Source organism: Chitinophaga varians (genome assembly GCF_012641275.1).
Classification (GTDB): Bacteria; Bacteroidota; Bacteroidia; order Chitinophagales; family Chitinophagaceae; genus Chitinophaga; species Chitinophaga varians_A.
This window is the reverse complement of sequence record NZ_JABAIA010000003.1, coordinates 735889-757923: the sequence shown is the minus strand read 5'-3', so window position 1 is coordinate 757923 and position 22035 is coordinate 735889. Positions and strand designations below refer to the sequence as shown.

At 51.0% G+C, this 22035-nt stretch carries 22 protein-coding genes; 10 read left to right on the top strand and 12 right to left on the bottom strand.

Annotated elements, in window-relative coordinates; translation table 11 throughout:
* The first annotated feature begins 11 nt into the window (after positions 1 to 11).
* The 5 genes from HGH92_RS26165 (at position 12) to HGH92_RS26145 (ending at position 4938) form a co-directional block, all read left to right on the top strand.
* Positions 12 to 2003: an ATP-binding protein gene (locus tag HGH92_RS26165; RefSeq protein ID WP_168873765.1), complete on the top strand. Its 1992-nt coding sequence runs from the start codon at positions 12 to 14 to the stop codon at positions 2001 to 2003.
* 75 nt (positions 2004 to 2078) lie between these two features.
* A complete protein-coding gene (locus HGH92_RS26160; protein WP_168873764.1) occupies positions 2079 to 2483 on the top strand; it encodes an ester cyclase in 405 nt (134 codons plus the stop codon).
* 4 nt (positions 2484 to 2487) lie between these two features.
* A complete protein-coding gene (locus HGH92_RS26155; RefSeq protein WP_168873763.1) occupies positions 2488 to 2832 on the top strand; it encodes a YciI family protein in 345 nt (114 codons plus the stop codon).
* Entirely contained in the window at positions 2829 to 4100 is a 1272-nt protein-coding gene (locus HGH92_RS26150) for an RNA polymerase sigma factor (protein WP_168873762.1), read from the top strand. The genes HGH92_RS26155 and HGH92_RS26150 overlap by 4 nt, the downstream gene beginning before the upstream one ends.
* A gap of 46 nt (positions 4101 to 4146) precedes the next feature.
* The gene (locus tag HGH92_RS26145) at positions 4147 to 4938 is read left to right on the top strand and encodes a hypothetical protein (RefSeq protein WP_168873761.1); all 792 of its coding nucleotides are present in this window, start codon (positions 4147 to 4149) and stop codon (positions 4936 to 4938) included.
* A gap of 2 nt (positions 4939 to 4940) precedes the next feature.
* Here the strand turns inward: HGH92_RS26145 and HGH92_RS26140 are convergent, their stop codons facing one another.
* The 3 genes from HGH92_RS26140 to HGH92_RS26130 all read right to left on the bottom strand — a co-directional run bounded on the left by HGH92_RS26140 (position 4941) and on the right by HGH92_RS26130 (position 8860).
* Positions 4941 to 6020, bottom strand: coding sequence for a DUF1266 domain-containing protein (locus HGH92_RS26140; protein WP_168873760.1), 1080 nt, complete (start codon positions 6018 to 6020; stop codon positions 4941 to 4943).
* 131 nt (positions 6021 to 6151) lie between these two features.
* Complete coding sequence (locus HGH92_RS26135) at positions 6152 to 7435, bottom strand: TCR/Tet family MFS transporter (RefSeq protein WP_168873759.1); 1284 nt, start codon at positions 7433 to 7435, stop codon at positions 6152 to 6154.
* A 516-nt stretch (positions 7436 to 7951) separates the two neighbouring features.
* Positions 7952 to 8860: a TolB family protein gene (locus HGH92_RS26130; RefSeq protein ID WP_168873758.1), complete on the bottom strand. Its 909-nt coding sequence runs from the start codon at positions 8858 to 8860 to the stop codon at positions 7952 to 7954.
* A gap of 177 nt (positions 8861 to 9037) precedes the next feature.
* On the opposite strand from HGH92_RS26130, the gene HGH92_RS26125 reads away from it, so the two are divergent.
* Both HGH92_RS26125 and HGH92_RS26120 read left to right on the top strand, forming a co-directional pair.
* Positions 9038 to 10975, top strand: coding sequence for a sensor histidine kinase (locus HGH92_RS26125; RefSeq protein WP_168873757.1), 1938 nt, complete (start codon positions 9038 to 9040; stop codon positions 10973 to 10975).
* A complete protein-coding gene (locus HGH92_RS26120; RefSeq protein WP_168873756.1) occupies positions 10963 to 11595 on the top strand; it encodes a response regulator in 633 nt (210 codons plus the stop codon). Before HGH92_RS26125 ends, HGH92_RS26120 begins: the two co-directional genes overlap by 13 nt.
* Positions 11596 to 11628: 33 nt before the next feature.
* Here HGH92_RS26120 and HGH92_RS26115 read toward each other — a convergent pair whose 3' ends face one another.
* A complete protein-coding gene (locus HGH92_RS26115) occupies positions 11629 to 12060 on the bottom strand; it encodes a VOC family protein (RefSeq protein WP_168873755.1) in 432 nt (143 codons plus the stop codon).
* Positions 12061 to 12173: 113 nt separating this feature from the next.
* On the opposite strand from HGH92_RS26115, the gene HGH92_RS26110 reads away from it, so the two are divergent.
* On the top strand, positions 12174 to 13151 hold the full coding sequence (locus tag HGH92_RS26110; RefSeq protein ID WP_168873754.1) for a GlxA family transcriptional regulator: 978 nt from the start codon (positions 12174 to 12176) through the stop codon (positions 13149 to 13151).
* A 21-nt stretch (positions 13152 to 13172) separates the two neighbouring features.
* On the opposite strand, the gene HGH92_RS26105 is transcribed toward HGH92_RS26110, so the two are convergent.
* The 4 genes from HGH92_RS26105 to HGH92_RS26090 all read right to left on the bottom strand — a co-directional run bounded on the left by HGH92_RS26105 (position 13173) and on the right by HGH92_RS26090 (position 17450).
* The gene (locus HGH92_RS26105; protein ID WP_168873753.1) at positions 13173 to 13661 is read right to left on the bottom strand and encodes a hypothetical protein; all 489 of its coding nucleotides are present in this window, start codon (positions 13659 to 13661) and stop codon (positions 13173 to 13175) included.
* Positions 13662 to 13908: 247 nt separating this feature from the next.
* A complete protein-coding gene (locus HGH92_RS26100; protein WP_211092751.1) occupies positions 13909 to 15279 on the bottom strand; it encodes an OmpA family protein in 1371 nt (456 codons plus the stop codon).
* A gap of 535 nt (positions 15280 to 15814) precedes the next feature.
* Positions 15815 to 16801 carry a biotin synthase BioB gene (gene bioB / locus HGH92_RS26095; protein ID WP_168873751.1) on the bottom strand — a complete coding sequence of 329 codons (987 nt, stop codon included), beginning with the start codon at positions 16799 to 16801 and terminating at the stop codon, positions 15815 to 15817.
* Positions 16802 to 16838: 37 nt separating this feature from the next.
* A complete protein-coding gene (locus HGH92_RS26090) occupies positions 16839 to 17450 on the bottom strand; it encodes a hypothetical protein (protein ID WP_168873750.1) in 612 nt (203 codons plus the stop codon).
* A 239-nt stretch (positions 17451 to 17689) separates the two neighbouring features.
* Between HGH92_RS26090 and HGH92_RS26085 the strand changes: the two genes are divergently transcribed.
* A complete protein-coding gene (locus HGH92_RS26085) occupies positions 17690 to 19183 on the top strand; it encodes a PLP-dependent aminotransferase family protein (RefSeq protein WP_168873749.1) in 1494 nt (497 codons plus the stop codon).
* 51 nt (positions 19184 to 19234) lie between these two features.
* Here HGH92_RS26085 and HGH92_RS26080 read toward each other — a convergent pair whose 3' ends face one another.
* A complete protein-coding gene (locus HGH92_RS26080; protein ID WP_168873748.1) occupies positions 19235 to 19507 on the bottom strand; it encodes an RNA recognition motif domain-containing protein in 273 nt (90 codons plus the stop codon).
* A gap of 231 nt (positions 19508 to 19738) precedes the next feature.
* On the opposite strand from HGH92_RS26080, the gene HGH92_RS26075 reads away from it, so the two are divergent.
* A complete protein-coding gene (locus tag HGH92_RS26075) occupies positions 19739 to 20116 on the top strand; it encodes a glyoxalase superfamily protein (protein ID WP_317166457.1) in 378 nt (125 codons plus the stop codon).
* Here the strand turns inward: HGH92_RS26075 and HGH92_RS26070 are convergent, their stop codons facing one another.
* From HGH92_RS26070 to HGH92_RS26060, 3 genes are read right to left on the bottom strand one after another with little or no spacing between them, the layout of a single operon-like run.
* Entirely contained in the window at positions 20117 to 20485 is a 369-nt protein-coding gene (locus HGH92_RS26070; protein ID WP_168873746.1) for a YccF domain-containing protein, read from the bottom strand. It abuts the gene before it with no gap.
* A gap of 40 nt (positions 20486 to 20525) precedes the next feature.
* A complete protein-coding gene (locus HGH92_RS26065) occupies positions 20526 to 21302 on the bottom strand; it encodes a hypothetical protein (RefSeq protein ID WP_168873745.1) in 777 nt (258 codons plus the stop codon).
* A 54-nt stretch (positions 21303 to 21356) separates the two neighbouring features.
* On the bottom strand, positions 21357 to 22028 hold the full coding sequence (locus tag HGH92_RS26060; RefSeq protein WP_168873744.1) for a GDSL-type esterase/lipase family protein: 672 nt from the start codon (positions 22026 to 22028) through the stop codon (positions 21357 to 21359).
* Between the last annotated feature and the right edge of the window lie 7 nt (positions 22029 to 22035).

The following is a 22035-nucleotide window of genomic DNA, read 5'->3' as shown; positions in this document are numbered from 1 at the left end:
GAACCACGCTCATGCGAACCATCCTTATTCTTTGCTGTATCTTTTTCACTGCAGCGCTGAAAGCGCAAAGCCCAACCGATACAAGGTATATCGATAGCCTCGGGGCCGTTTTTTCCAAAGCGCGCACGGACAGTGAAAAGATAAGGGCCGCCGTACAGCTGTCCGGTTATTGGGTGTATACTGATACCGTTAAGGCCATGGCCATACTGGACAAAGTAGCCCCGCTCGCCCAGGGCAAGCCCTACTACGAAGGCCTGCTAGCCTCCGTTCGTGCCAACGCCAGCGTATTTGTGGATGATTTTGACAGAGGGCAACAACGGCTGATGGATGCGGAGCGCATCTTTGAAAAGCTGTCTACGCCCGCCGCCTACGGGCAACGGGCACGCCTCTGGTACAACTATGCCTTTATAGAACAACGCAGGGGCCACGATAAAGAATTCCTCCGCATCATTCTGGAACGCTGCATTCCCTATGGTGAAAAATCAAAGGAAAACGGGCTGCTGCCCCAGTACTACTCCGCGGTGGGCGTGGCTTTCATGAACGAACGCGAATACGACAAAGCCATCCAATATCAGCAAAAAGCCATTAACCGCTATAAGGAAGAAGGACAGAAAGATGATTTTATTATCTGGAACTATCTCCGGATGGCCAGCTGTTATATTTATAAAAAAGATCTGCCGAAGGCAAAACAAAATCTCGATATTATCTCCGCCATGCCGGAGTCCAGAGAAGAAAGGGCCTACACCTCCCTCTACTATACAACGGTGGCGCAGTATTATGGCGGGATGAAACAATATGACGCCGCACTGGAAGCGATAGACGCCGGCATGAAAGCAGCCCGGCATCTGAACCAGGGCCACCGCTACAGCGCCCTGCTCTACGAAAAATATTCCCTGCTAAAAGACATGAAACGGTATGGGGAGGCCAAAACCATACTGCTGGCCCTGTCAGACGACAAGACATTTACCGGGCATGAGAAAAATCAACTTACGCTGAAAAAAGAAATGGCTGAAACCATGGCCGGCCTGGGCGATTATAAAGGCGCCTACGACATGATGGTGGCGCATAATGAGCAGAACGACACCGTGAATAACCAGGCGGTGCGCCGGCAGGTGGAGGAACTGGAAATCCAGTACCGCAATGCAGAACACGAAAAGAAAATAGCTGTACTGGAATCCGAAAAAAAGGAAGCTGCCGCCAAAGCCAGGAACCAGCGGCTGTTCAACGGCCTGCTGGGCGCCGTGGCCTTTATCCTCCTGATACTGGCAGCCTTCTCCTGGCTGTTTTACCGCAACCAGAAAAAGCTGTCCGTTCAGGAAGAAGTCAACCACCGCCAGCAGGTAAAGGAAATGCAGCAACGGCAACAGCTGGTGGCCACGGAAGCCATGCTGGAAGGCGCCGAGCGCGAACGCCGCCGCGTGGCCCGCGAACTGCATGATGGCCTCGGTGGACTGTTGTCCGGTATCAGGATCAAGTTGAGCGGCGTGTCAGCGGCCAATGATGAAGTGGAAAAAATTATCCCGCAGGTAGACAATGCGGTGGCGGAAGTACGCCGCATTGCCCATAATATGATGCCTGAAACACTCGCCCGCTTCGGCGTGGAGACAGCCCTGCAGGAACTGTGCGATTCACTGCAGTCTCCCCGGACAACCATTCTTTTTGAAGCCTTCGATATGCAGAAAGACATGCCCGTTTCCGCTCAACTGGCCATCTACCGCATCGTACAGGAAGCACTTTCCAATGCCCTGCGTTATGCGGAAGCCAGAAACATCCTGGTACAATGCAGCCAGAACGGCCACATCTGCTTTATCACCGTGGAAGACGACGGCAAAGGATTTAATCCCGAAAGACCGCAACGTATTGGCATCGGACTGTCCAGCATGGAAAACCGTGCCCGCTATCTCAATGGTAAACTGGAACTGGACACACAACCCGGAGCCGGCACCACCATTCATGTGGAACTGGACCTGGAAGCCAGGATCAACGAAATCAATGTTTTATAATAATCTCAGCATTTTTTTTCCGATGATGTCCAAATCGGGGTAACCCACTACGTCATAGTTACAAAATCAAGTATTATGACAAACAAAGACATCGTAAAAAAGTATTTTGAAAGCATCAATAACAATAACTTCGATGCAGTCCGCCAACAGCTGGCAGAGGACCACCTCTTTTACAACCCGGCTACCGAACAACCGCTGAACACCGCCGGACACCTCGTTATGATGGAACGCCGGTCTGCAGCTTTCGACGGGCATTACTTCCTGGAACTGGTGCTGGAAGAAGGGAACTACGTCACCATCAAAGGTCGTTGGGAAGGCATCCATAAGGGTGAATTCGCGGGTATTCCGGCCACCGGCAACAAAGTGGTGTTTCCCTGGATAGACCTGCTGGAGGTAAAAGACGGGAAGATCGCCGCTGAACACATCGCGTTCAACCCTGCCAGCATCACAGGACAACTGAAAACACCTGAAAAAGTATAACCACATGCAGGAATTTTTATTGATCATCCGGGGCGGAGAAGACCTGGGAAACGCCTCGCCGCAGGAAATGCAGCAAACGCTTCAGCACTGGCAGAAATGGATGGGCGACCTTATGGCGTCCGGCAACTACATCGGCGGCCAGAACCTCGAATCAGAGGGACTGACAGTGCTCAACAGCACCACCGTCACCGACAGGCCGCTGGTAGAAGGCAAGGAACTCGTGGCGGGATACATCCTGTTACGTGCCAACAGCGCAGCTGAAGCCGCTGAAATGACCAGGGGTTGCCCCGGCCTCGCCCGCGGCTGTACTATTGAAATACGCGGCATCAGGCAGCTTCATCACCCATGAGTGCATCCTCCCATATTGATCAGGCAGTCAACCATCTTTTCAGACAGGCGTCCGGAAAGATGGTGGCTGTATTGGTGAAAATATTCGGTCCGGAAAACTATACCCTCGTGGAAGATGTAGTGCAGGACGCACTGCTCAGCGGCCTGGAAACATGGAAGTTCAACGGTATCCCCGATAACCCCGAAGCCTGGCTTTTCCGCGTGGCAAAAAACAAAGCCATTGATATCATCCGCAGGAAAAAACACCAGTACTACATTGACTTTTCCAGTCAGGAGGAACTGCCGCCCGCTGCGGGATATACGCCGGCGGACAATTTTGATCAGTACTGGCAGGACCAGGCCATCCGCGATGATTTTCTGGGGATGATGTTCGCCTGTTGTCATCCCGATATCTCGCCGGAAAACCAGGTTACTTTTATTCTGAAATCACTGTGCGGTTTTAGTACCCGCGAAGCGGCCCGGGCTTTCCTTACATCGGAAGACACCATTTCCAAACGATTATACCGGACAAAGGAATTTTTCCGCACCAATCATATCAGGCCCGCCATCCCGCCACCGGCACAGCTTTCCGGGAGACTGGACGCCGTGCTCAACAGCCTTTACCTGCTCTTCAATGAAGGATACAGTGCCACGCAACATGAACAGCTGGTACGGGAAGATATTATCGCGCAGGCGATTTACCTGTGCCAGTCGCTGCTGGAGCATGAACATACCAGGCAGCCGCGTACCAGTGCGCTCATGGCATTGTTCTGTTTCCATGCCGCCCGCATCCGCAGCAGGCTACAGGCCGACGGCACCATCATTCCGCTGTCGCAGCAGGACCGCCGCCAGTGGGACAAAGCACTGATCGCTTCCGGCAACGAATGGCTCAACAAAGCCGCCAGTGGCACTACCCTCTCTCCTTTTCACCTGGAAGCGGCTATTGCGTATGAACATTGTATGGCACCGGACTATGCAGCCACCAACTGGAAAATGATCCTCTCCTATTACGACGCGCTGCTGCAACTCACCAAAGACCCGGTGATACTGCTCAACCGCAGCGTGGCACTGCTCGAATATGCAGGCGCTCCCGCCGCCCTGCAATCTCTTGAAGCGGTGCAGCATCACCGCCAGCTGAACCGTTATTATCTGTACCACGCCGTATTGGGCGAGATATACAAACGGATGAACGAGAAAGACAAAGCAGTGGCCTGTTTTGAACAGGCCCGCCAGTTAACCGCCGCACAACAGGAGCAACAATTCCTCACCGCCAAAATCGCAGATACCTGATCATTGGTGTCTTTCTCCATCAGCCAACAATTCGTTAACTTGCTATATGACTTTAACAGAAGCATTGGTCACAGCGGCACGACGCTATTGTAAGGAACATCTTACACGATGGACCCGCCGTTATTCAGCAGAACATCCCGGATTCAACAGTCCCGTTTATTCCTTAACAGATTCGGATTACGATTTTCTCGCCCGCTATCATGTATTGGCAGCCATATTAGACGACGTGGAAAAACTGGTAGGTAAAACGTTCCCTTCGCTGGAAGCCTGCCGTGAAACACTCTTCCATATAGGCCTTACGGCCCGGTCATTGTTCACCGAAAACGACCACCCCATTGCCATAGCGGCCAGACAGGAAGAACGGGAACATTTTGTGCAGTACCTGCAAAACCTGGCGCCGGAGGCATTGGCACAGATAGCACCACTGCCCTATCGCAGGCGGCTAAACGAAGAAGAAAGCAGCATTGTCCGGCAACAGCTGCTGGAGCGCTGGCACTACGATGGCAATCATTGGGCGCCCCTGGCAGCCAATATCCCTGCTAATACATTGTTTGTTGCCCAGTCAGCCATGACGCAGGCAGACCGCAACGCTGTCACTGACTACATCTGTCAACACGCTATGCCGTATCTGTTCGAAATTACAGCAGACCATAGCGATGCAGAAATCACCTGCCGCGAACTGGACACAAACTGTTACGCCACTGTTTACTGTGATGAAAACTACAACTGGTTAATATACGGCTCTCATGAGTCAACACTCACTTTTGCAGGCGAACAGTTACTCTTGTTTGTCCGCCAGCTGTTTGCCGGACGGGAACAGGAGCTAAATAAATTTTGAGATCAATTCAGTCCTCCTGGTTGCTGCTGCATGCTTTTAGCGATGGCCAGTTCAGTTGCATAACCGGTAGCCATAGCGGCAGGAAGCGTTACACCTTTGGGCGCAGGCCATGGCAGTTGTTTCATGGGCCAGTCACATTTTTCCCGGAAGTTTTCGTAGGCGACGGTCCTTTGGTTGGACACTTCATAGGCATTGCTCCAGAAAGCGTTCCCGAGGCGGTAGTTATTATTGAAATCTTCAAAGTTGTCGAATAACTCATACACATAGTCGGCTGCCTGCAGGATATTTTTCCAGGCTTCTTCTGCCGTAATGTGCCCGGCCATATAGGCGTCCCGGGAGATCACGATGAGCCGCCAGCATTCGTAGCCCCAGATCAGTTTAGGCGGGCGGCCGTTGGACCGGTGCTCGAGGCAGGACAGGATATAGGACTCCGGCAGATTGGTCAGCGCTGCCAACCGTTTACTCACTTCATTATCAGTATTCCGCAACGACATCGTCATGGTAAAAGACTCCGCATGATATCCGGTCGTCAGCAGTTGTTGGGCCACTTTCCGGTAGTTTTCCGTTGTAAGGATGCCCCAGCTCTGGTCGAGGTCTTTTTTATAGAGGTTGGCATCAGCCGGCCGGAAAGTATGGTATTTTTCCGGTCCCTGTAACGCCGCCAGCGGATAGTATTCCAGCGTTTCGCTCCAGTAGCCGCCGCGGTAAATATCGACGAGCTCCAGCCGCAGCGCCTGTCTTTTATCTTCACTCAGCCAGGTGGCGCCGGTAGCTTTATAGTAGCGTTGTTGTTCCCTTACGGGCAGGTGGCACATGTACCAGGCTATTACCAGGAAAAGGCTGGTCAATGCAACAAAAGCGATGACCGCTATCCATTGCGGACCGGTGAGGGGCGCCGGTTCTTTGATCAGCTTCTGTATCAAAAGGACCACGAAAAAGAAATCGAGCGCGGCAAAGGAGAACAGCAGGATGGCAAAAGCATACAGGAGAGGCTGTTGTGTTTTGAATTGTTCAAAGTTTCTCCACTTGGCCTTGACAGGGAAATTAAACTCACGAGGGTGGTTCTGTAACAACGGTTTCATTATATATAAATCTTTCTGTCTACGAAAGTACAATAACTTTTAAGGTTTTAACAGTACAGCCACTTTTCTTAAAAATAAAAAGCCGTTTCCCTGTGAGGAAACGGCTTATCAGACGAATAATCATTATGATATCAATGCATTGGCGTTTCCCCTACCGGAGCAGAACCTTTGATGACACTGGCCAGTTCGGGGTTCTCTTTCTTCTCGCGTGTCAGCACTTTGTAAGTGATGATGACGCTGAGCATCATGCATACGGCACCGATCAGGAAGTGCATGCCGGGGAAATAAAATGGCGCCCGGGTGGAGGTGAAATAGGCAAAGGTGCTGTTCATGATCAGCGGGCCTACCACAGTGGTGAGGCTCATAAGGCTGGTCAGCGCGCCCTGCAGCTCACCCTGCTGATTGGGCGGCACATGGCCGGAAATCACCGACTGCAGTGATGGTCCGCAGATACCGCCGAGGCAGTAAGGGATCAGGAAGGCAAACATCATCCATCCCTGTGTGGCGAATGCGAAAAGCAATAAACCGAGGGCGTATAGGGAGAGACCGAGGTAGATGCTTTTTTCGTTTCCGATTTTAGGGTTGATGACCCTGGTGAGCCCTGCCTGGACGGCACCCACCAGTACGCCTACCACGGCCAGGGAGATGCCCACCATTTTCTCGCTCCAGTTAAAACGGTAGATGGTGAAGAAATTCCAGTTGCCCTGTACTGACTGGCTGCCCAGGTAAATCAGGAAGAAGCTGAATGCCAGTCCGCCGATTTCCGGGTGACGGGTCAGGAACTTCAGGGAGCCGAAAGGATTGGCCCGCTTCCACTCAAACGGCCGGCGGTTTTCTTTACTCAGCGATTCGGGGAGCAGGAAATAACCGTAGAGGCAGTTGAGCAGACAAAGCACAGCTGCCGCATAGAACGGTGCCCGGATGCCCCAGGTGGCCAGCAGGGCACCCAGTGCGGGGCCAAGTACAAAGCCCAGGCCGAAGGCGGCTCCAATAAGCCCGAAGTTTTTGGCTTTGGAAGTTTCATCGGTGCTGATGTCCGCGATATAGGCCGTAGCGGTGGTAAAACTGGCGCCGGTAATACCAGCTATCACCCGGCCTATGAACAGCCACCAGTAATGGGGCGCCAGAGCCAGAATGATGTAGTCAATACCGAAACCCAACAGGGACAGCAGCAGTACCGGACGACGACCATAACGGTCGCTCAGGTTGCCTACTACCGGTGCAAATAAAAACTGCGTGATGGCAAAAACAGATAACAACAGTGCGCCGTAGGTGCTGGCTTCGTTGACCGGAATGTGTTTCAGCTGGGCAATCAGATCAGCCATAACCGGAATGATCAGTCCCCAACCCATCACATCGATCAACAACGTGATAAAAATAAAGCTGATAGCAGCTTTTTTGGAAGTGGTATGCATAGTAGTGAATTGCAAATAAACAGATGTTGTTTCAAAAAAAGGGGAACAAAAAATACGTTGCAGGCCGGAAAAGAGAATAATGCTTCCCTTATTCCAGGGTCATCACAGGCGCGGTAACAACGATACATATTTTTCCTGCCGGTATTCCTGCAGATACTTTACTAACGCGGAAAAGACTACATGGTTCATCTCTTTCCGTTGGCTTTGGTATTATTCGTAGATCATGGTTTCATTATTTTATCAGGCTTCCAAAGGTACATCCGATTAAATTATATCCGAAACATTTTCCGGCTGAAATACATACGACCATCGGTAAAAACCATCATTTCACCGGTAAAACCGATGCCAGCTGCTGCATTGGCGCCAGTCTGACGGACCGCCTCCTGCAAACCGGACCAGGTACACACTGCCCTGAACGATCAGGAAGTTATACAGCTAAGCAAACTCCTGGATAAAATAAGGACAGGCCGGCAACTTCTCAGCGCCGGCCTGCCTCCCTCTTATCCAAACAAATGATCACCTCACCATCGGCCGGCTGGCACTGCATATACGATTATTATCCGACAGCACCCGCGGCGCCACCGCGTCTGAATGCGGATCAATGGAGACTGTCTGCCCCGGCACATCCATTACCCGGACCTCTTTACAGTTACCACTCCAGTCCAGGGTAAAGAAAATCTTTTTCCCATCGGCAGACCATGCAGGGTACCACTCCTTTACATCGCTGGTGGTCAGCTGCCGCATGCCACTGCCGTCAAGGTTCATCACCCAGACATGATAGTTACTCGTAAACAGTACCGACGCCCCGTCAGGACTGACATCCAGCTGCCCGGGCACGTCAGCGAACCGGCTCACGTCTGCAATACGGGAAGCACTGGTCAGCTGCGGATTGCTCAGGTAAAAACCACCGGACGCCGTCATCACCAACCGGCCATCCGGCAGCCAGGCATAATCTGACGCCCCTTCAAAACCAGCTACCTGCTGCCCGCTACGGGTAAACACCGCCACAAATTTGCGGGGGTAAGTGCTGGCCGGCTGCCAGATAACAGCCACTTTACTTTTGTCGGGAGAAATCCGCGGAACGCCATTGACATACTGCCTCACCTGAAAGGAAGCCGCCACCTGCCCGCTGTTGTTATAAATGGTGAAGCGCACCTGGTCGGATGACAGGCTTTCTTCATAAGCAACTATTTCAGCGCCATCGCGACTTACATCAAAACGCTCCTGGTGCGACATACTGCCGATGTCTATCAACTGCTGCTGCTGTCCGCTGCGCAGGTCCAGTTTCATGAACCCCTTAAAGGCGGCATAATAAAGTATTCCCTGGCCCCCGCCTCCGGCAATACCGCCGTTTTTGTCTTTTGAACAGGCCATCGGTAAAACCAGGAAACACAGCAGGATCAATGAAAGAATGGTCGTTTTCATATGGGTGACATTGAAGGGTTAACAGCCAAAAGGAGCTGCGTTACAAATATCTGCTACCAGCCATCACCGGTCAATTCGTGGATGTACGGATTTTCATCTCCCTGATTTTACGGAATTTCTATGCCGTATGTCCACCCTCCCCGCTATATTTGTATTATTGCCCTCAATCCTCCGACCATGAAAAACTATTTAGCCCCGGTCATATTGCTTTTATGGTTAACCAGGCCGGCACTTGGCCGGCAGGCGCCGGACAGTCTGCGGCAGTTACTTCACCACAGCACTACCGATACCGGTCGCACCAACATCCTCCTTCAGCTGGCGGACATCAGTTCCCGGGCAGGTGCAGCAGACAGTGCGTTACAGTACGCACGGGAAGCAGTAACTGCCAGCCGCCGGGGCAACAGCCGCCTTTACCAGTCCAAAGCCATTGCCATGCAGGGAACTGTCCTGATGCGGTCCAATCACCTGGACGATGCCATTCGTTCTTTTGAAGAAGCCCGGCAACTGCTGGACAACGATACCACTACCCTCGCACGCAGAACACGCGCTAAAACCACCGGCAACCTGTCAGTGGCCCTGGGCCGGAAAGGACTTGCCGACCGTGAGCTGGCGTTGCTTACATCCCTGGTGCCGGAATTCGAAGCACTGCACGATTCTGCCGCGCTCGCAGTATGCCTGCACAACATATCTTCCAAAATGATCAACATCGGCCGCTATGAACAAGGCTACCGTTACATGCTGCGCAACATCGCCATGGCGGAACAAAGTGGCGCAAAAGAGAATACAGCCGGCTCTTATATCGATATGACCACGTTGTTGTATAAGATGGACAGTATCGCCGCCATGCCGGCATACCTGCACAAAGCGCGGTTACTGCTCGATCAGCTTCCGTCTTCGCGGCAATGGAGCACCTACTATATCTATGCCGCCATGTACGCCAGCCGCACCCAACACTACGGCACAGCAGATACCCTGCTCGCGCAGGCGCGCACGGTCATCGATAAAATCGGAGACCGCCCCAACCTGTTCAATTATTACACCGCGCTGTTACTACAACAAAAGGCGCAACATCAATGGAAAGCCGCGCTGGCCACCGCTTCCACGCTGCAGCATATGGGAGAGGAAGACAAGCTCCCCTACTTCCGGCTCAATGGCCTGAAAGATATGGCCGAACTGGAAGACAAGCTGGGACACCCATTGCAGGCATTGGCCCTGTATAAACAATACCAGCCGCTCAAAGACAGCCTGCGGCAACAGGAAATGGACGTCCGTATCAATGACCTGGAAATCCGGCACCGGACACTGGAACAGGAAAAGAAAATACTGGCCCTGCAGGCTTCCGGTGAAGCACAGGAGAAAACACTGCAACAGGCGCGCAACCGCCAACTGCTCCTGGGCAGCCTCGCCGGACTGGTGTTACTGGGCGTACTGTTCTTTATTTTCTATTATCGCAACAAAAGAAAAATCATACGACAGGAACTGGAACAGGTGCGGCAGCAACAGCGCATCACCTCATATACCTCCATGCTGGAAGGACAAGAGCAGGAAAGACTACGGCTGGCGCGCGACCTGCATGATGGCCTCGGCGGCACGCTCACCGCTTTAAAGATCCAGCTGGACCAGATCACCCACCGCCCTTCCACGGAAGCCGTAGCTACTTCCGCCCGCAGACTGGAAACAGCTATCGCCGACCTGCGGCAGATTTCCAGGAATATGATGCCGGAAACCCTGTTACGGTACGGCCTCACAGAAGCACTGAAAGATTTCTTCGACACCGTGCGGCAGTCCGGTTTACAGGTCCGGTTCCACCACTATGGACTGGAACAGCTCTCCAATAATACCACCCGGCTGATGGTATACCGGATTATCCAGGAACTGGCCACCAATGTGGTACGGCATGCCTGCGCCACCGAAATGCTGGTCCAGGCCACTTTGGAGGAAGGCCTGCTGCTGATCACAGTAGAAGACAACGGTGCCGGCTTCGACACCGCTGCGGCCTATACCGGCGCAGGACTGACGAACGTTCGGGCACGCGTGGATTATTTAAATGGTAAAACCGAGATCATCTCCCGCAAAAACGGCGGGACAGTGATCAATATAGAATGCAGACCATGATCGATATCCTGATTGCAGACGACCATCCGCTTATTACAGAAGGGCTGCGCTCTTTTCTGCGGACCAAAAATGATTTCCGTATTGCCGGCACCGCCGCCAATGCAGCGGAAACCATGGCGATGGTACAACATACGCCGGCATCCATACTGCTGCTGGACGTAAACCTGCCGGACGGCAACGGCGTAGACCTCTGCAGCACTATCCGGAAAACGACGCCGGACCTGCGTATTCTGGGCTTAAGCAATTACAGCGAAAGAAGTGTGATACTGCGCATGTTCAACAACGGAGCTTCCGGCTATGTGCTGAAAAGCGCGCCCATGGAGGAACTGGAAAAAGCTATCCAGATTGTGGCCTCCGGTGGTATTTACTTCGGCGAAGGCGTGCAACAGGTGCTGACCGGACTGGCCGCGGACGCGCTCACGGAAATGCCGCCCGTTACCCGCCGGGAAAAAGAAGTGCTGCAATGGCTTGCACAGGGACTAAGCTCCCCACAAATCGGTGAAAAGATTTTCATCAGTGCTGTCACCGTCGACAGCCATCGCCGCAGCCTGATGCAAAAACTGAAAGTCAATAATACCGTGTCACTGCTCAACAGAGCCAGAGAATGGGGGCTTATATAAAGCCACCCTATTCTCTTTTTCCGGTGAAATAACTTAACTGTTTTGCGGGTAATTGTAATTCAGCATCCATTTTATGCCAAACTTGTCTTCACACATGCCAAAATAAGCGCCCCAGAATGTTTTGTTAACAGGCATTTCCACTTTGCCACCGGCAGACAGGGTCTCGAACAACTGCTCCAGTTCCTGTTCTGAACCGGTATTGATCACCAGGTGTATATTGTTGCCCAACACCAGTTTCTGTTCCATGGATTCCAGGAAATCCGTGGCCATCAGCACCGCACCGCTTTTAGTCGTCAGGCTCATGTGCATGATTTTATTGCGTTCGTTCGCCGGCATTTTTTCGGAGCCTGGCATATCGCTAAAACGGGAAAGTGAGGTGATCTCACCACCTAAAACCGTTTTATAGAAGTTCATGGCTTCTTCTGTGTTGCCCATGAAATTAAAGTAGGTGGTCATAGCCTGCATGGTGTTTTCTTTTTATGATACACAAAGGTAAAACCAAACACCATCTCTCTAAAGGGCAAATACGACAACCTTAGGCAGGCATTTGCGTCATTTGCAGTACTTATCTTTGCGGCATGGTCAACATATATATCCTTACGGTCCGTAATGCGCTGGTGGCGTCTATCGCCGACTGCCGGCATTTGTTTGATATGGTCAACGAGTTCCTGACAGAAAAAGGAAAGCCTGCCATCTTCGGGATACAGCTGGCCGGACTTACGGCTGAAGTACAATATGAACGCGGCGCTTTCTCTGTTCGCCCGGATGTATTACTGGATTCGGTTACCGACGCGGACCTGATCATTATTCCGGCGCTTACCGGCGATATGAGCACCGCCGTAATGCTCAACAGGGAATACATCCTCTGGGCGGCTTCCCAATACAAGGAAGGCGCGGAAGTGGCCAGCCTGGGATCTGGCGTGTTCCTGCTGGCTTTTTCCGGTTTATTGAAAGGCAGGCAATGCACCACGCACTGGTATTGCGCCAATGAACTGAAATACTACTATCCCGCCATTGAAGTGGTGGATGAAAGGATGATCACTGACCAGCAAGGCCTGTACTCCAGCGGCGGCGGTAACGCTTACTGGAACCTGCTGCTGCATCTGGTGGAAAAATATGCAGGCCGCGAAACAGCCATTTATACAGCGAAGTACTTCGCGGTCGATTTGGACAAAAACGTGCAATCCCCTTTCATTGTCTTCCATGGCCTGAAAGACCATGACGATGATGTGATCAGAGCATCACAGGCCCATATAGAAAAACACTACCGGGAAAAGTTCACCGTCGATGAACTGGCCGTTCGGTTCAATATGAGCCGCCGTACGTTTGAAAGGCGCTTCAAAAAAGCCACTCGTCATACCGTGGCGGAATACGTGCAACACGTGAGGATTGAAGGCGCCAAAACACAGCTGGAAATCGGAAGACGGTCCATACAGGAAGTGATGGTCTATACCGGTTATACAGACATGCAAACCTTCCGGGAAGTGTTCCGGCGTATCACCGGCATGACGCCTGTGGAATACAAAAATAAATATGCACACAAATCCGCCACTTAAAAATCTTTCGGCGGAAACCGGCTACAGTTTTTTGCGGATAGAAAGCGGGGATGCCAACAAACGACTGGTCTGTAGCAGCACGTCGTACACGTATTTCCGGACAGGCACCGGCAGCGCGCTCGTATCTGAATCAATCTGGTAGTATAATGAGGGCCGGTTATTAAATCCCAGTTCTACTAACACGGCGGGCTGGTCATGACAGTACAAACATCCCCAGCTGGCCGTATTGCCGGCGGTTAATAACAGTTCAGGAATACTATCGATGATAAAACGGCTTCGCTGCCATTGTTCAGTTGATTGCTTTACTACAGCGGAATCAATACCAGGACCGTTGGTGTCCAGCCGGCAGCGTACCAGTTCGTGAGCAGTGATTTTATAGGTGGCACGTACGCCCATGGACATCACGCCGAATTTTACCCAAACCGGGGAATTAGTGTCGGGTATTGTTTGTGCTGATACACAGCGGGCTACTATCAGGAAGCTTAAGAGGGCAAACAAATACTTGTTCATATATACAATCTAGGGGCGTTCTTCTGTCAGATGAGGATATGGACCTGTCTTTACTAACGCCTGCGCCCAGGTCCAGCAGCAGGTTTAAAAACAACACACAGGTCAGCACAGCATAAGCTTGTTTATCTCTTGCAATGGTCATAGCAGCAGGAAACGATGTTTTTTACAAGGTACAAAAAAAGCTGTTCCGTAACAGGAACAGCTTTTTACTTTGAAGGCAAGTTAAAAAATGGATGTTATAAGAAGATTAGTACAAAGTAAATTCCACTCTTCTGTTCTGCTGACGGCCTTCGGCAGTCTTGTTGGTGGCGATAGGCTGCGTAGAGCCGTAGCCGGTAGCTTCAATCCTGGAAGGGTTAGCGCCTTTGGATACCAGATAAGATTTGATGGCTTCTGCACGTCCTTTGGAAAGACGCATGTTGGTGGCTGCAGAACCGGTGTTATCGGTATGACCGGCCAGTTTCAGGCTGAAGTTTTTCTCTACCAGCAGGCTGGCCACCTTATCAAGGCTGGAGAAAGAGTTAGGACGGATGGTGGCTTTACCCAGATCAAATTCCAGGTTGTCGATCGCATCTTTTACCACTTTTCTGTCAGCTTCCGTTACGATAACTTTTTCTTTCACCACCTGTACAGGAGCCGGCAGGGGGCAACCAGCGCCATCTACTTTTGTACCGGCAGGAGTATTCGGGCATTTGTCCAGGTAATCAGGAACGCCGTCACCATCAGTATCACGTTTCATGCCGTCGATTTCATCTTTCAACTGGCCGATGGCAGCCTGATTACGGGCATCGCTTTCCGCCAGGGAAGTTTTCAGTGCCGCGTTTTTGGTCCACAGATCTTCTGCCAGTTGCGCAGCAGGGTTTACAACAGCCAGCTGTGGTTTTCTTTTCCTGCCGAGGGCAAATTCAAGGCCCAGTTTAGCAGTGGAAAACTTGTCTTTGTTACCGCTGTTCACACCGTCGAACACTTTGCTGTTCACGAAGTTTGTGTTATAGGCCAGGTCGATGTTTACGCCCGGGGCCACTACAAATTTGGCACCTACGCCAACGGGGATGAACATTTCAGTATGAGTGGATTTGCCACCGCTTGTTTTTACAGCTGTTTCTGTGCCGTCTGCTGCTGTAACCGTAGGTTTGAAGGCCATCGCACCGGCACCAACCGATACGTAAGGAATCACAAAACTCTGTTTGTTGATCCAGTTAACAGAACCGAGGCTGAACACACCGCTCAGTGAGGCAGACCAGTCAATGTCTGTCTGGAACGATTTGATGCCGCCTGCTAACGGAGCACCATTGATATCAGTCAATGTTTGCGATGCTTTGGTAGCGCCTTTCACCTGTCCGCGCATGAAGTCTGCCTGCAGGCCAAAGTTGTGAAATATTTGTTTTTTCACGTACGCACCATATACAAAGCCCACGTTTTTAAAATCGAAATTATTGAAGTAGTAGGGACCGCCAAATGGGCCAAAAGCTGCGGAACCACCGCCCCACGCACCTACAGACCACGTACGATAATCTTTTACGCCATTGAAGGGAACAACACGATCTTTTTTCAGGGTACTGTCCTGGTCCTGCGCAAAAGCAACGCCAGATAATGCAAGTACAGATGAAGTCATCATGACAGACTTCCCAAATTTCGTAAACATCTTCATAAACAATTAGTATTGGGTTAAATTATTTAATCTGTTCTATGTATAACACGTCTAAAGTTGTTAACAATCAAGGTACCTTTGTTAGAACAGGCTGGCTATTTGCAAAGTCTGTGCCAAGAGAAAAAAACGCCCTTCGTTCATTCCTCCAAAACACGCCACTGCACTACATTTGAAACGGATATAAAAAAATCGGCTACACCCCTTTACCTTATCTACTGGCTTATCACATAATATTTTTTCAAACTAAATAAATATCGTTTATACGTTTTAGTTATACCCTTACTTTTTTGTACTGAAATAACCAAATAAAAATTCCTTTCGGCAGTTGCCGGAGAAATGGGTTCCCATACATTAATACCTGGTGAAACGATAATGAAACGAATTCGGGTTATTGGCTGTGGTATCGTTAAAGGATATACGAATTTGCGGTAGTCAGGCATATAAATCAAAAAGCCTGTGCGTGGCGCACAGGCTTTTCAGGTATGGTTGTCCGGCTATATTTTTAGCAGGCAGATACTTCTTTTTTGTTGGGCATTGGCTGCAGGCCAAGGTTTTGCAGCATCTGCATATCTTCCGTCACGCCGGGGTTGGGTGTGACCAGCAGGGTTTGCCGTTCACCGGTGAAGATGGAATTGGCGCCTGCCATAAAGCACCAGGCTTGTTCAGATTCTGTCATCTCGATACGGCCTGCCGTAAGGCGCACGGTGGATGCCGGCATAACGATTCGTGCAGTAGCGATCATCCGCACCATGTCCCAGGCGTCCACTTTGGGATTGTCTTCCAACGGCGTGCCTTTTACGCGGGCCAGCGCATTGATGGGCACAGATTCCGGATGTTTGGGCATCGTGGCCAGCGTGAGCAGCATGGAGATGCGGTCGCGGTGTGTTTCCCCTAAACCGATAATACCGCCGGAACACACGGTGATACCGGCTTTACGGACGTTGTTGATGGTATTGATGCGGTTATCAAAGTTGCGGGTGGAAATAATCTCTTTATAATATTGTTCTGAAGTGTCCAGGTTGTGGTTGTAGGCATGCAGGCCGGCTTCCTGCAGGCGGATGGCCTGTTCCTCCGTAAGCATGCCGAGCGTGCAGCATACTTCCAGGCCCAGGTCGTTGACGCCTTTCACCATGTCGATGACGCGGTCAAAGTCGCGGTTGTCCCTTACTTCCCGCCACGCTGCAGCCATACAAAAACGGGTGGAACCGTTGTCTTTGGCCTTCTGTGCATGCGCGATCACTGTCTCTGTGGGCAGCAAGGCCTGTACTTTGATATCAGTGTGATACCGGGCTGCCTGTCCGCAATAAGAACAGTCTTCCGGGCATCCGCCTGTTTTGATGGACAAGAGGGTACACACCTGTATTTCGCGCGCGGAGTGATATTCGCGGTGAATGGTAGCTGCCTGATAAACCAGGTCCAGCAGGGGCTGGTCATAGATGGCCTGGATTTCTTCCAGGGTCCAGTCGTTTCTGATAGCTGTTGCGTTCATGCTTCCTGATTGAATTTAACTCGTTATGTAAGTGTCTTTATGCGTATTGCGCCAGTTCCTGCCCGATGGCGGCCAGCCAGCCGTCAAACAGCTGCTGCTCCAGTCCTTCCACATGCCGGGCATGTACTTCCCAGTCCGGTGCAAAATCCTGTAACTGGCGGATCATTTCTTCCAGGTGGCCTTCTTCTTCCATGATAATGGAGCGGACCATCACCTTACTGCCGGCTTTGTCCAGTTCGGCCTGGTATACCGGGTACAGGGCATCGGCCCGTACCTCTATGGCATAGGTCACGAAGAGGTAGGCGGCATATTTGAGCTCACTGCCATGCAGCCCGAAAGTATTTTTCAGATAGCGGCAGGCCTGCATGTCCAGCTGGTGCAGGTAATGCCGTGTCTGATGCGGCGCCAGCAGCTCGTGCAACTGGTAGGTCTTACAAGTATCTGCGCTTACTTTGGCAATTTGTTTTTTCAGGTAATAGGCATGGCGGTGTTCTTCTGCCGCATGTTTCAGCTGGATAAAATCCACCAGCGCAGGATGCTCGCAGGCCGAGATCTTGCGGGCGCCCGCATTCTCCATAAAAGAGAGGGTGTTCAGCCATTTAGCGTGCAGGTCGTTGTGCCCAACGATATGTTGCAGTATATCTTGCATATGTCATTCGTTTCCAGCCAAAAGTAACCGCTTACCGGATGATTCAACTGGGCCAGTTTTGATATGATAGCTAGTCCGGTCAAATACATCATCGGGCAACCGGCGTCAAAAACAGGATCAATCATCTCCCTATAGACTAAATACCATCTTTATAAATATTATATAAAATAATATAAATAGATAATAAAGCGGAAATAAGATAACTTGCCGGACCATTTAACAGTAATATTTATACCAGCATGAGCAGTCCGGTCCCTTATAGGAGTTTTGTGCATATTGACAGGCAGTCGACGACCGCCATCTACCTCCAGATCGCGCACCAGTTGATCAACGCCATTCAACGCGGTTACCTGGTGACTGGCACCAAGCTGCCCGGCACCCGGCAACTAAGCGAACTACTGGAAGTGAACCGCAATACCATTGTGGCAGTATACGAGGAACTGGACACCCAGGGCTGGATAGAAACGCGGCCCAACAAAGGCACGTTTATCATCGGGAAAACAGCCGGCCGGCCACAGAAAATACGCAGTACGCCGGACACGCCGCTGGCACGGTACCCCAAAGAAACGGGCTTCGACTTCCGCAAGTCCAGCCTGCTCGACAATCCCTTTGAACACTCCTCCTGCGAGTATGTGTTCAACGACGGCACGCCAGACATCCGCCTTACGCAGGTAAGCCACCTGTCCAGCCTCTACAGCGGGCATCTCAAACGGAAAAGCAACCACCGCAAACTGGGCTATTACAACCAGGATGGCAGTGAGTTTTTCAAAAAACACCTGTCCAATTACCTGAACCAGTCCCGCGGCCTGCACATATCCAAAGACAACATCCTCATCACCCGCAGCACGGAGATGAGCGTGTACATTACCTCGGAAATATTATTGTCCCCCGGAGACACGGTACTGGTGGGGTCACTGAGCTACTTTTCGGTGAACATGATCTTTCAGAAATCCGGCGCCCGCATACTCCCGGTACCCATAGATGAAGACGGCATCGATGTAGACGCTGTGCGCCGCATCTGCGAAAGGCAACGCATCCGCATGTTGTATATTACGCCACACCATCACTACCCTACTACGGTGACACTTAGCGCAGAACGCCGCATAACCCTGCTGCACCTGGCCTCCGAATTTGGTTTCGTCATCCTGGAAGATGATTACGATTATGACTTCCATTATGACAACAGTCCGGTGCTGCCCCTTGCCAGCGCCGATACCAACGGCATGGTGGTATATACCGGCGCCTTCGGAAAGTCGCTCGCACCGGGCTTCCGCACCGGTTTTATCATAGCTCCGGAAAACCTCATGACCGAAATGCGCAAACATCTCGGCATCATCGACCGGCAGGGCGATGTGCTCATGGAACAGGTGCTCGGCGAAATGATCGAGTCAGGAGAGATCCACCGGTACCTGAAAAAATCCCTCAAAGTATACCGCGAGCGGCGCGACCATATTGTAACGGTGATGCAGGAAGAACTACAGGATTTCATGGAACTGCGCAAGCCGGCAGGAGGGCTCGCCGTATGGACACGCTGGAAACGCCCCATTAACCTGATGCAGCTGGGGAAAGCCTGCGCCCGGAATAATCTCTTTATTCCTAAAACACTGTTGTATCAGCATAAAGACCTTACTGCCATGCGGCTGGGGTTTGGGCATTTTCCCCAGGAAGAAGCAGCAGAAAGTGTACGGATACTGAAAAAAGGAGTGCTGGACGTGATGGGAAAAGGGCAATAAAAAATGCCTGCCCCGGCGCGCCGGAACAGACATGCATTCACTATAAAAATACTATCGAAAGCGCCTTGTAAACGTCTTTTGTTTCGGAGGCTGTGCTTCCGTAACACTGATTACATGACCATCAATATCTTTCCCATGAAGGGCAAGGATCGCCTTTTCCCCTTCTGACCTGTTTGGCATTTCAACAAAACCAAAACCTTTGCTTCTGTTGGTGTATTTATCTTCGACAATTGTCGCAGATGAAATCACACCATATTCGATAAACAGGTTGACCAAATCCTCAATCTGGTAATCATATCCCAGATTGGATACATAAATATTCATTGGAGTTAAAATTAAACGTTAAAACTATCTGAGAAAAATGCAGTGTAACACAAAATAACCCGGCAGGAGCATGGCAGCTTACATTAGCGATAAAACTCAAATTCCGTTAAAGGTACGTTTTATTTAGTCATTTCCGGGAAAAGATAATTCCTGGTGCGATACAGAAAATATGGCGGCCGGCAGTGGCAGGTAAAAAACGCCTACCCCACTTTATTTTTTGTATATTTAAATATCAATCAGATACTTATGTCACGCATCATTCCCATCTTCCGCATGTTTGATTATGCCCGGGCCATACAGTTCTACGTTGATTGGCTGGAGTTCGAAATTCTTTGGGAACACAAGCCCGAAGGCGCGCCAATTTATATGCGCATTGCCAAAGGTGATGTACAAATCGATCTGTCTGAGCACCATGGTGACGGCACGCCCGGCTCCCGGATCAGCATCACCGAGTTTAAAGGTTTAAAAGCCTTCCATTCGAAACTGGGCGGGAAAGACTATAAATACATGAACCCCGGCCTGGAGCGGGCCGACTGGAACCCGGAAGTGCTATTGATGACCGTGATCGATCCGTTTCAGAACACCATTATCTTCGAAGAGTCTGCCTGATTAAAGAATCTCTTTCCCGAAAGGCGCGAAAGTAAGGCTCATCAGCTTAAAATGCTGCCGGCCCCAGGGAGCGCCAATAATGGTGATGGTCAGTAATACGCCGAAAAACAAATGGCAAAGGGCCACCCAGATCCCACCCGTAAATATCCAGATAATGTTGAACAAGGTGGACAGGCAACCGGTAGAACCGGCGCCGTCACGTACCTCACGCCCGAAGGGCATAAGCGTGAACAGCCCTATTTTAAAGCACTGTATCCCAAAAGGAATACCAATGATAGTGATACAAAAAAGAAAGCCGGATACGATGTAGCCGAGTGCTGCGGCCAATCCCCCAAAGATCAGCCAGATAATATTTCCGATTAAGTTCATAGGTGTAATATTACAGAAAAATACATACTTTCCACAGCAGTTATACCGCAATCTGCCTGCGGTGACGGTAATGGGCAATGGTAACCTCTACCAGCGGTATGGCCAGTATGAGCAGGAAAGTATAGAGAATGCCGCGCTGCAGCCCTTTCAGGAACTGGTCTACCTGTATCACCGCAATGTTGACAAACAGATTGCCGTTCACTAATTTCCCCAGTGAGGTATGCACCACTTCATTACTGGCGCCATCTGTCAGCCCCAACTTATCATGCAGTAAATTATACACCGCCTTGTGCATCATCCCTGCGATAGCTTTGCTTTTGCTGATCTGCAGCAGCAGGGATGCCATTTTCCCTTTGACGCCCTGTGTGCCGCCCAGCTGTTGTTCCAGCGTACTGCCGTACACGTTATACACCACCACCGCCGTGGTGTCAATGATCTGGTGCGTGCTGAGCGACGACACGCGTGCATTGCCACCGAAGAGGGAATCGACTGCCTTCAGCGCTGTTTCACTGAAAACCGGTGGCACATGGGCTGCATAAACGTCGGTATGTGCTTTGATGTCTTTTCGCAGGCTGTGGAAGAATCCCCATTTCATGCCAAAGAAACCGGCCAGCAGCGGCAGCGCCACCATATAAAGGTAAGCCAGCACTTTCAGCAGCTTATGGGAACGGGGCACGAGAATGTATTTGCGGAGCGCCAGTACAAGTATCAGTGCCGCAAAGAAAGCAATCAGGCCGGAAATAACAGCACCGGAAATAAATCCGTAGGGGTTAGTGAACTCGCCTGCCAGTTGGAAATAGGTAACAATGGTACGCATAAGGGTAAACAGTAAAAGAACGCAGCCAACAGGTGGCTGCGTTCGGACAAAAAATTATTTGGATGATTTTTTAACCAGGTAGGGTTTTATGGCTTTACGCCAGATGGCATAGCCCTGTGCGTTCATATGAAGCATGTCGGACACGAACAGTTCCGGGCGGGGCTGGCCCTGTTTATCGAGCATTAATGAAAATACATCAATGAAATGAGCGTTTTTTTCTTTTGCCAGGAAGGCTTTGATCAGCGCGTTGGCTTCGGCGGCCGTTTTCATATACTTCACCCGCGAAGGACTCGGCTTCAGGGAAATATATTCAACAGGCACCAAGGGCAAACGGGAGCGGATAAGGCCGTACAGGCGCTGAAAGCGGTTGTAAACGCTGTCGGCCGTAGCACCTTCCGGCAGGTCGTTTTCACCTACATAAATCACCACCTGGCGCGGATGGTAATCAAAAATAAGCTCCTGGGCAAAGTGGATGATGTCATTGGTCACGGCGCCGCCGATGCCTCTGTTCATCGCCACTTCATCGGCAAAGGTACGCTCGAGGTCGTCCCACTTACGGATAGAGGAACTGCCCACAAACAAGACCGGGTTTGCAGGAGGAGCATACATCTGATCAAACTTTTTGATCGTCCGCACATCCTCCTGATAATGCACCTGTTCCTGTGCCAGCAGGCCATTGGCCGATATTACCAGGCCTAACAAAAAAGGAAAAAACAATTTGGTCATCGGCACA

What these genes read in the sequence shown, in the direction of transcription:
- HGH92_RS26165 (WP_168873765.1), top strand. Translation starts at nt 12, where the DNA reads ATGCGAACCATCCTTATTCTTTGCTGTATCTTTTTCACTGCAGCGCTG.
- HGH92_RS26160 (WP_168873764.1), top strand. Translation starts at nt 2,079, where the DNA reads ATGACAAACAAAGACATCGTAAAAAAGTATTTTGAAAGCATCAATAAC.
- HGH92_RS26155 (WP_168873763.1), top strand. Translation starts at nt 2,488, where the DNA reads ATGCAGGAATTTTTATTGATCATCCGGGGCGGAGAAGACCTGGGAAAC.
- HGH92_RS26150 (WP_168873762.1), top strand. Translation starts at nt 2,829, where the DNA reads ATGAGTGCATCCTCCCATATTGATCAGGCAGTCAACCATCTTTTCAGA.
- HGH92_RS26145 (WP_168873761.1), top strand. Translation starts at nt 4,147, where the DNA reads ATGACTTTAACAGAAGCATTGGTCACAGCGGCACGACGCTATTGTAAG.
- HGH92_RS26140 (WP_168873760.1), bottom strand. Translation starts at nt 6,020, where the DNA reads ATGAAACCGTTGTTACAGAACCACCCTCGTGAGTTTAATTTCCCTGTC.
- HGH92_RS26135 (WP_168873759.1), bottom strand. Translation starts at nt 7,435, where the DNA reads ATGCATACCACTTCCAAAAAAGCTGCTATCAGCTTTATTTTTATCACG.
- HGH92_RS26130 (WP_168873758.1), bottom strand. Translation starts at nt 8,860, where the DNA reads ATGAAAACGACCATTCTTTCATTGATCCTGCTGTGTTTCCTGGTTTTA.
- HGH92_RS26125 (WP_168873757.1), top strand. Translation starts at nt 9,038, where the DNA reads ATGAAAAACTATTTAGCCCCGGTCATATTGCTTTTATGGTTAACCAGG.
- HGH92_RS26120 (WP_168873756.1), top strand. Translation starts at nt 10,963, where the DNA reads ATGCAGACCATGATCGATATCCTGATTGCAGACGACCATCCGCTTATT.
- HGH92_RS26115 (WP_168873755.1), bottom strand. Translation starts at nt 12,060, where the DNA reads ATGCAGGCTATGACCACCTACTTTAATTTCATGGGCAACACAGAAGAA.
- HGH92_RS26110 (WP_168873754.1), top strand. Translation starts at nt 12,174, where the DNA reads ATGGTCAACATATATATCCTTACGGTCCGTAATGCGCTGGTGGCGTCT.
- HGH92_RS26105 (WP_168873753.1), bottom strand. Translation starts at nt 13,661, where the DNA reads ATGAACAAGTATTTGTTTGCCCTCTTAAGCTTCCTGATAGTAGCCCGC.
- HGH92_RS26100 (WP_211092751.1), bottom strand. Translation starts at nt 15,279, where the DNA reads ATGATGACTTCATCTGTACTTGCATTATCTGGCGTTGCTTTTGCGCAG.
- bioB (WP_168873751.1), bottom strand. Translation starts at nt 16,801, where the DNA reads ATGAACGCAACAGCTATCAGAAACGACTGGACCCTGGAAGAAATCCAG.
- HGH92_RS26090 (WP_168873750.1), bottom strand. Translation starts at nt 17,450, where the DNA reads ATGCAAGATATACTGCAACATATCGTTGGGCACAACGACCTGCACGCT.
- HGH92_RS26085 (WP_168873749.1), top strand. Translation starts at nt 17,690, where the DNA reads ATGAGCAGTCCGGTCCCTTATAGGAGTTTTGTGCATATTGACAGGCAG.
- HGH92_RS26080 (WP_168873748.1), bottom strand. Translation starts at nt 19,507, where the DNA reads ATGAATATTTATGTATCCAATCTGGGATATGATTACCAGATTGAGGAT.
- HGH92_RS26070 (WP_168873746.1), bottom strand. Translation starts at nt 20,485, where the DNA reads ATGAACTTAATCGGAAATATTATCTGGCTGATCTTTGGGGGATTGGCC.
- HGH92_RS26065 (WP_168873745.1), bottom strand. Translation starts at nt 21,302, where the DNA reads ATGCGTACCATTGTTACCTATTTCCAACTGGCAGGCGAGTTCACTAAC.
- HGH92_RS26060 (WP_168873744.1), bottom strand. Translation starts at nt 22,028, where the DNA reads ATGACCAAATTGTTTTTTCCTTTTTTGTTAGGCCTGGTAATATCGGCC.